We start from the raw sequence: 5818 nt of genomic DNA on the forward strand, positions 1-5818 counted from the left end.
GGAAATCAAGCGCGAGTTTGTCGACGGACGGCTCAACACGTGGGATCGCCGGCGGCTGCCGGTAGTCGCCGCAGCCGCAGGGATGGTTGTTCCGGCGCTGATCTATCTGTTCGTCGTCAAGGATGTGCCGCTGCTCTACAATGGCTGGGCGATTCCGGCGGCCACCGATATTGCCTTTGCGATCGGCGTACTCGCCCTGCTTGGTCCCCGCGCACCGACCTCGCTCAAGCTGTTTCTGGTCACCGTCGCGATTGTCGACGATATGGGCGCGGTGGCGATTATCGCTCTGGTCTATACGGCCGAAATCAACGGCGCCGCCCTGCTCGCCAGTGCCGCCATATTGGCGATCATGTACACGATGAACCGCAACGGCGTGCTCAAGCTGTGGCCCTATCTGATTTTCGCCGGATTGCTCTGGTATGCGGTGTTGATGTCCGGGGTCCATGCGACGATCGCCGGGGTGTTGGCGGCGATGGTGATCCCGATTGTGATCACGCCGACCTCACCGGATGCTGAACACTCACCGCTCCACCGGCTCGAACACGCGATATCGCCGTGGAGCGCTTTTCTGATCGTGCCGATATTCGGCTTTGCCAACGCCGGCGTATCGCTCGAAGGCATAGGTATGGAGCATGTTTTCGCGCCCTTGCCGCTGGGTATTGCCGCTGGCCTGTTCTTCGGCAAGCAGATCGGTATTTTCGCCAGCGTCTGGATCGCGGTCAAAACCGGTTTTGCCGGACGGCTTGGCGGTGCCAGCTGGCTGCAGGTCTATGGCGTGGCGATGCTCTGCGGTATCGGCTTCACGATGAGCCTGTTCATCGGCGCGCTGGCCTTCCCCGGTAACCAGCTGCTGATCGAGGAGGCCAAGATCGGTGTGCTCGGCGGATCGTTGCTTTCCGCGGTCGTCGGCTATTGCGTCTTGCGCTTTGCGCCGCAGGATCGGCATCTGGATTCACTCGATGAAGCGGAGGCGGAGGAATTGCTCGAAGCCTTGCCGAATGGTGAAGTGGAAAAACTGAAAGATGCCCTGTGAAAAGCTCTTGGCTCGTTGCTGCTGTGTGCTTGGCGATTTCTGCCTGTACATCCGCCGTTGAGCCATTGCCTGCCCCGCTCGTCACCGATACGGTCGGCTTGAAAGCATCGAATGAGCTTGGCTCAATTGCCACTGATTACGTAAAGCTCACGCTCGCGCTGGGCGAAAAAGAAGCGGGCTATGTCGACGCCTATTACGGACCAGCCAATTGGGCGGAGGCGGCAAAAACCGATCCGCGCGACATGCGCGAGCTGGGCAATGCGATTGTCGATCTGATGCTGCGGCTCGACGCCGCGCCGACCAGCGATGATCCACTGGTCCGAGCGCGCAAACGCTTTCTGTCCGCACAGCTGGAAGCCGCGCTCACCCGCCATGCGATGATCCAGGGGGAGGTCTTCCCCTTTGCCGTGGAGGCCAGGGGACTGTTCGGGGTCACGCCGGAACTCAAGCCGCTGGCAGAATTTGATCCGGTGCTCGAGGAGATTGAAAAAATCGTCCCCGGCGAAGGACCGCTGAGCGAGCGGGTGGCGGCTTTTGAAAAGAACCATATTATCCCCAGGGACCGGCTGCAGACCGTGTTCGACACCGCGATTGCCGAGTGCAAGGCACGGACCGAGGCCCGTTTTGATCTGCCCGACGGCGAGAATTTCAGGATGGAATTTGTCACCGGCAAAAGCTGGAGCGGCTATAATTATTATCAAGGAGGCTATCAGAGCCTGATCCAGATCAACACCGACCTGCCGATCTTCATCGGCCGCGCGGTCGATCTTGGCTGCCACGAGGGCTATCCTGGCCATCATGTCTACAACATGCTGCTCGAGCGCAATCTGACCCGGGGACGGGACTGGCAGGAATTTTCTGTCTATCCGCTCTACAGCCCGCAAAGCCTGATCGCCGAGGGCTCGGCCAATTACGGCATTGAACTGGCCTTCAGCGGACAGCAGCGGCTGGACTACGAGCGCGATGTGCTCTACCCGCTCGCCGGCCTCGATCCCGACACCGCGGCGGCCTACTGGGCGCTGCAGATCGCCAAGCAGGCGCTCAGCGGCGCGCGGATGACCATTGCGCAGCAATATCTGGATGGTGAAATCACCCGCGAGGAAGCGATCGCGCTCACGCAGAAATATCAGCTGGTCTCGCCAGAGCGCGCGGCGCAGATGACCGATTTCAACGATCAGTATCGCAGCTATGTGATTAACTATGGCCTCGGGCTGGACATGGTCCGCGACTGGATCGAAGCGCAGGGCGATGCGCCGGTGTGGCGGTGGAAGGCGATGGAGCGATTGCTGAGCGAGCCTATGCTGCCGGGGGATTTGGTGGGCGAGTGAACAAACACTATTGATCAATTTTCAACACTGGTTCATGAGGAACATATAGGGTACAAAAATTATGAAGACTGAGAAAATAATGAAGCCAAAGCAGTTGATTCTATCGGGAAACACGATCTTTGTAGGTGATGCCCTCATGACGTTGCAAAGATTACCCGATAATAGTGTACAGTGTGCTGTTACATCTCCTCCATACTGGGGTCTTAGAGATTACGATAATCCAGATCAAATAGGATTGGAGGAAACTTTGCCTCAGTTTATCAATAAGTTAACAACTATTTTTTCAGAACTCAGGCGAGTACTAAAAGACGATGGCCTCTTTTGGCTGAATCTTGGCGATGGATATACCAGCGGGAATAGAAGATGGCGAGCGCCGGATAGAAAGAACCCGGCTCGAGCGATGTCTGTTCGTCCCGAAACGCCTGAAGGTTTGAAACCGAAGGATTTGTTGGGGATACCTTGGAGAGTTGCCTTCGCGCTTCAGGACGATGGTTGGTTTCTGCGTTCAGACATTGTATGGCACAAGCCTAATTGTATGCCCGAAAGTGTCAAAGATCGACCGACGAGATCCCATGAGTATCTTTTCATGTTCTCAAAATCACCAAAATATTCCTATCAGCGCGAAAGAATATTGGAGGAGAATGGGCGTAATTGCAGATCAGTTTGGAATGTGAATACTCAAGGCTTTAGTGGCGCTCACTTCGCAACTTTTCCGTCCAAACTCATCGAACCCTGCATCTTATCGTCGTCCGAACCCGGGGACTTTATTCTTGATCCGTTTTTTGGGTCAGGCACAGTGGGGTTGGTGGCCTCGGATAACGATCGAAAGTTTGTAGGAGTAGAGCTGAATCCTGATTACGTTCAAATCGCTTTTGACCGCTTGTCAGATGCTAATTCAACGGTGTCTAAGGTGGCTGCCTAGTGTTTTCCTTAGGTCCACCCGAGTTGCAAATTGGTTTTGCCAGCATATTGTCAGATATAAGAACTAAGAATTTGCAAGGGGCATTGAAAGAGACCACCGGTTCTTTGAGCATTTCCAAAGTCGACCGAGAATTGGCCATGCTTGTACCTGAGAACCATTTAGCCACTCTCGCTGGGCATGGCTTGAGAGGTGAACTGGTTTTTCCAGTCCCTCAAATCTTGAATGCGAATCCATACTTGTTGACATATTACCGTCTTTTGTACGGCTACAGTCAAAAGGAATTTTATGATGGAGAATCCGGACTGTCTCGCTTTAAATCCATGGAAAATAAAGGAATAATTACCAAGGCGAATGATTTATTGATAGTTGACCTTTCGAAAACGCTGTGTGTGGCTGGAGGCCAGCTGCTGGACGGGATCGAAAAAATTGATTTATCGGCAGCGTTTCTGGATGACCTAACTCTATTGACTCTGGGTCCTCAACTTCGTGGCGGTGCAAATGTCCGCAAAGGGGCATCTGCGATTGTGTCGGTTTTCAATGCCGTGCATTCGATAGTGGAGCCTGCCGTTATTAAGAAAACCAAATCGAACATTGAAATGAAGAATGCCGCTGGCCGAAACGTCTGGATCGAATTTGCCGCCGATCCCGACATCATTATTCGTGAGCAGATGGCTGAAAATGTTTTTAGCAAGAAAATAGCGATTGAAGTGAAGGGTGGGTCAGATTTTTCTAATATTCACAATCGGATAGGAGAGGCGGAAAAAAGTCACAGGAAAGCAAAGCGCGCTGGCTATACCGAATGTTGGACGGTTGTGAATGTAGATCGGATAGATATGGACATGGCTCGGCATGAATCTCCGAGCACGAACCAATTCTATCGAATTTCAGACATTATTTCTGGGACGGGTCCGCAGTTTGAGGATTTTCGACATCGGATTATATCGCTGACGGGTATCAAATTATAGTCAAGTCTATTTAACTAGGAAATTTACTAGACATATTGTCCAACCGCCATTCGATTGACCTTTACCGAATCTCGTTTTCCTGGGTTTCCAGCCAAGAAATCGCACTGTACTCCGGCCCTTAACAACTGCAAATCCTCCAAACGAATCCCACTTGTGTATCCCAAAAACGAGTGCTGCCAGTTTGGGGTAGCATGGGGCTGCTGCTCTATTTCGCTTACGGCTACCAAAAGAGCCACGTCGGGCGCGGCCATATCGAGGTGCACGAAGTGGATGCCGATGCACCGCTCCAGCCCGTACCGCCGATCAGCGAAGTGTGAAATACTTCGAAGGTCCGCTAAATTCACTCCCTCCATTAACTATCTGCTAACCAATTTCGTTCAGTCCGGTTTCTGAAACATGAAACGCGCCCGCAAATGGCGCTTTCTGGACGGGGAACGGACTTTATGACCAGGCAGGGAACGCCCGCAGATTCACCGGTCGATGTCGCGATTATCGGTGCCGGGCCGGCCGGTCTGACCGCTGCCTATCTGCTCAGCAAGAAGGGCCTCAAAGTCACCGTCATCGAGAAAGACCCGAAATATGTCGGCGGTATCAGCCGGACGGTGGAGCATGAAGGCTTCCGCTTTGATATTGGCGGGCACCGCTTTTTCTCGAAATCGCAGGAAGTGGTCGATCTGTGGAATGAAATCCTGCCCGATGACTTTATCCAGCGTCCGCGGATGAGCCGGATCTATTATGAGGGCAAATTTTACAGCTATCCGCTACGCGCCTTTGAAGCCTTGTGGAATCTCGGTATCTGGCGCTCGATGCTGTGCATGCTGAGCTATGCCAAGGCGAAGGTGTTCCCGAACAGGAATGTGAAGAGTTTTGAAGACTGGACGGTCAACCAGTTCGGATACAAGCTCTATTCGATTTTCTTCAAGACCTATACCGAGAAGGTCTGGGGCATGCCGTGCGACGAAATGTCGGCGGACTGGGCGGCGCAGCGGATCAAGGGCCTGAGCCTGTGGAACGCGGTGACCGATGGCCTGAAACGCTCGCTCGGGCTGAACAGGAAGCCCAATGACGGGCAGGAAGTCAAAACCCTGCTCGAAACCTTCCGCTATCCCCGCCTCGGCCCCGGCATGATGTGGGATGCCGCCAAGCGCCACGTCGAGGCCAGGGGCAATCAGGTGCTGATGGGCCATAGCCTCAAACAGCTCGCACAGGATGCAAACGGTGATTGGCGAGTGAGTGCGTCGAGCGCTGACGGCGACACCATCATTACCGCGAAACATGTGATTTCGAGCGCGCCGATGCGCGAGCTCGCAACCCGTATCCACCCCCTGCCGCAATCGCTGCCGCAGGCGCAGGAGTTGAACTATCGCGATTTCCTGACCGTGGCGGTCATGGTCCAATCGAAAGACCTGTTCCCCGACAACTGGATCTATATCCATGATGATCGCGTGCAGGTTGGCCGGGTGCAGAATTTCCGCAGCTGGTCGCCGGAAATGGTACCGGACGAGAATATTGCCTGTGTCGGCCTGGAATATTTCTGTTTTGAAAATGACGGCCTGTGGTCCTCGTCGGA

General features: G+C 54.0%; 6 protein-coding genes. All 6 read left to right on the plus strand.

All coding sequences use genetic code 11. The features are described 5' to 3' along the window. Positions 1–1033, plus strand: a 1033-nt coding sequence (gene nhaA / locus ACN0V1_RS21295) for a Na+/H+ antiporter NhaA (RefSeq protein WP_417546842.1), incomplete at its 5' end; no start/stop codon positions are given. 29 nt (positions 1034–1062) lie between these two features. Next, on the plus strand, positions 1063–2361 hold the full coding sequence (locus tag ACN0V1_RS21300; protein WP_417546843.1) for a hypothetical protein: 1299 nt from the start codon (positions 1063–1065) through the stop codon (positions 2359–2361). Between the two features lie 61 nt (positions 2362–2422). Beyond that, a complete protein-coding gene (locus tag ACN0V1_RS21305; RefSeq protein ID WP_417546844.1) occupies positions 2423–3283 on the plus strand; it encodes a DNA-methyltransferase in 861 nt (286 codons plus the stop codon). Beyond that, the gene (locus ACN0V1_RS21310; protein ID WP_417546845.1) at positions 3283–4248 is read left to right on the plus strand and encodes an XcyI family restriction endonuclease; all 966 of its coding nucleotides are present in this window, start codon (positions 3283–3285) and stop codon (positions 4246–4248) included. Before ACN0V1_RS21305 ends, ACN0V1_RS21310 begins: the two co-directional genes overlap by 1 nt. A gap of 191 nt (positions 4249–4439) precedes the next feature. Beyond that, positions 4440–4565 (plus strand): hypothetical protein, encoded by a 126-nt coding sequence (locus ACN0V1_RS21315; protein ID WP_417546846.1) that lies wholly within the window; start codon positions 4440–4442, stop codon positions 4563–4565. Between the two features lie 126 nt (positions 4566–4691). Continuing rightward, positions 4692–5818, plus strand: a 1127-nt coding sequence (locus ACN0V1_RS21320) for an NAD(P)/FAD-dependent oxidoreductase (RefSeq protein ID WP_417546847.1), incomplete at its 3' end; no start/stop codon positions are given.

The sequence above is a fragment of the Marinobacter sp. genome, assembly GCF_048266785.1.
Classification (GTDB): Bacteria; Pseudomonadota; Gammaproteobacteria; order Pseudomonadales; family Oleiphilaceae; genus Marinobacter.

What these genes read in the sequence shown, in the direction of transcription:
- ACN0V1_RS21305 (WP_417546844.1), top strand. Translation starts at nt 2,423, where the DNA reads ATGAAGACTGAGAAAATAATGAAGCCAAAGCAGTTGATTCTATCGGGA.
- ACN0V1_RS21315 (WP_417546846.1), top strand. Translation starts at nt 4,440, where the DNA reads ATGGGGCTGCTGCTCTATTTCGCTTACGGCTACCAAAAGAGCCACGTC.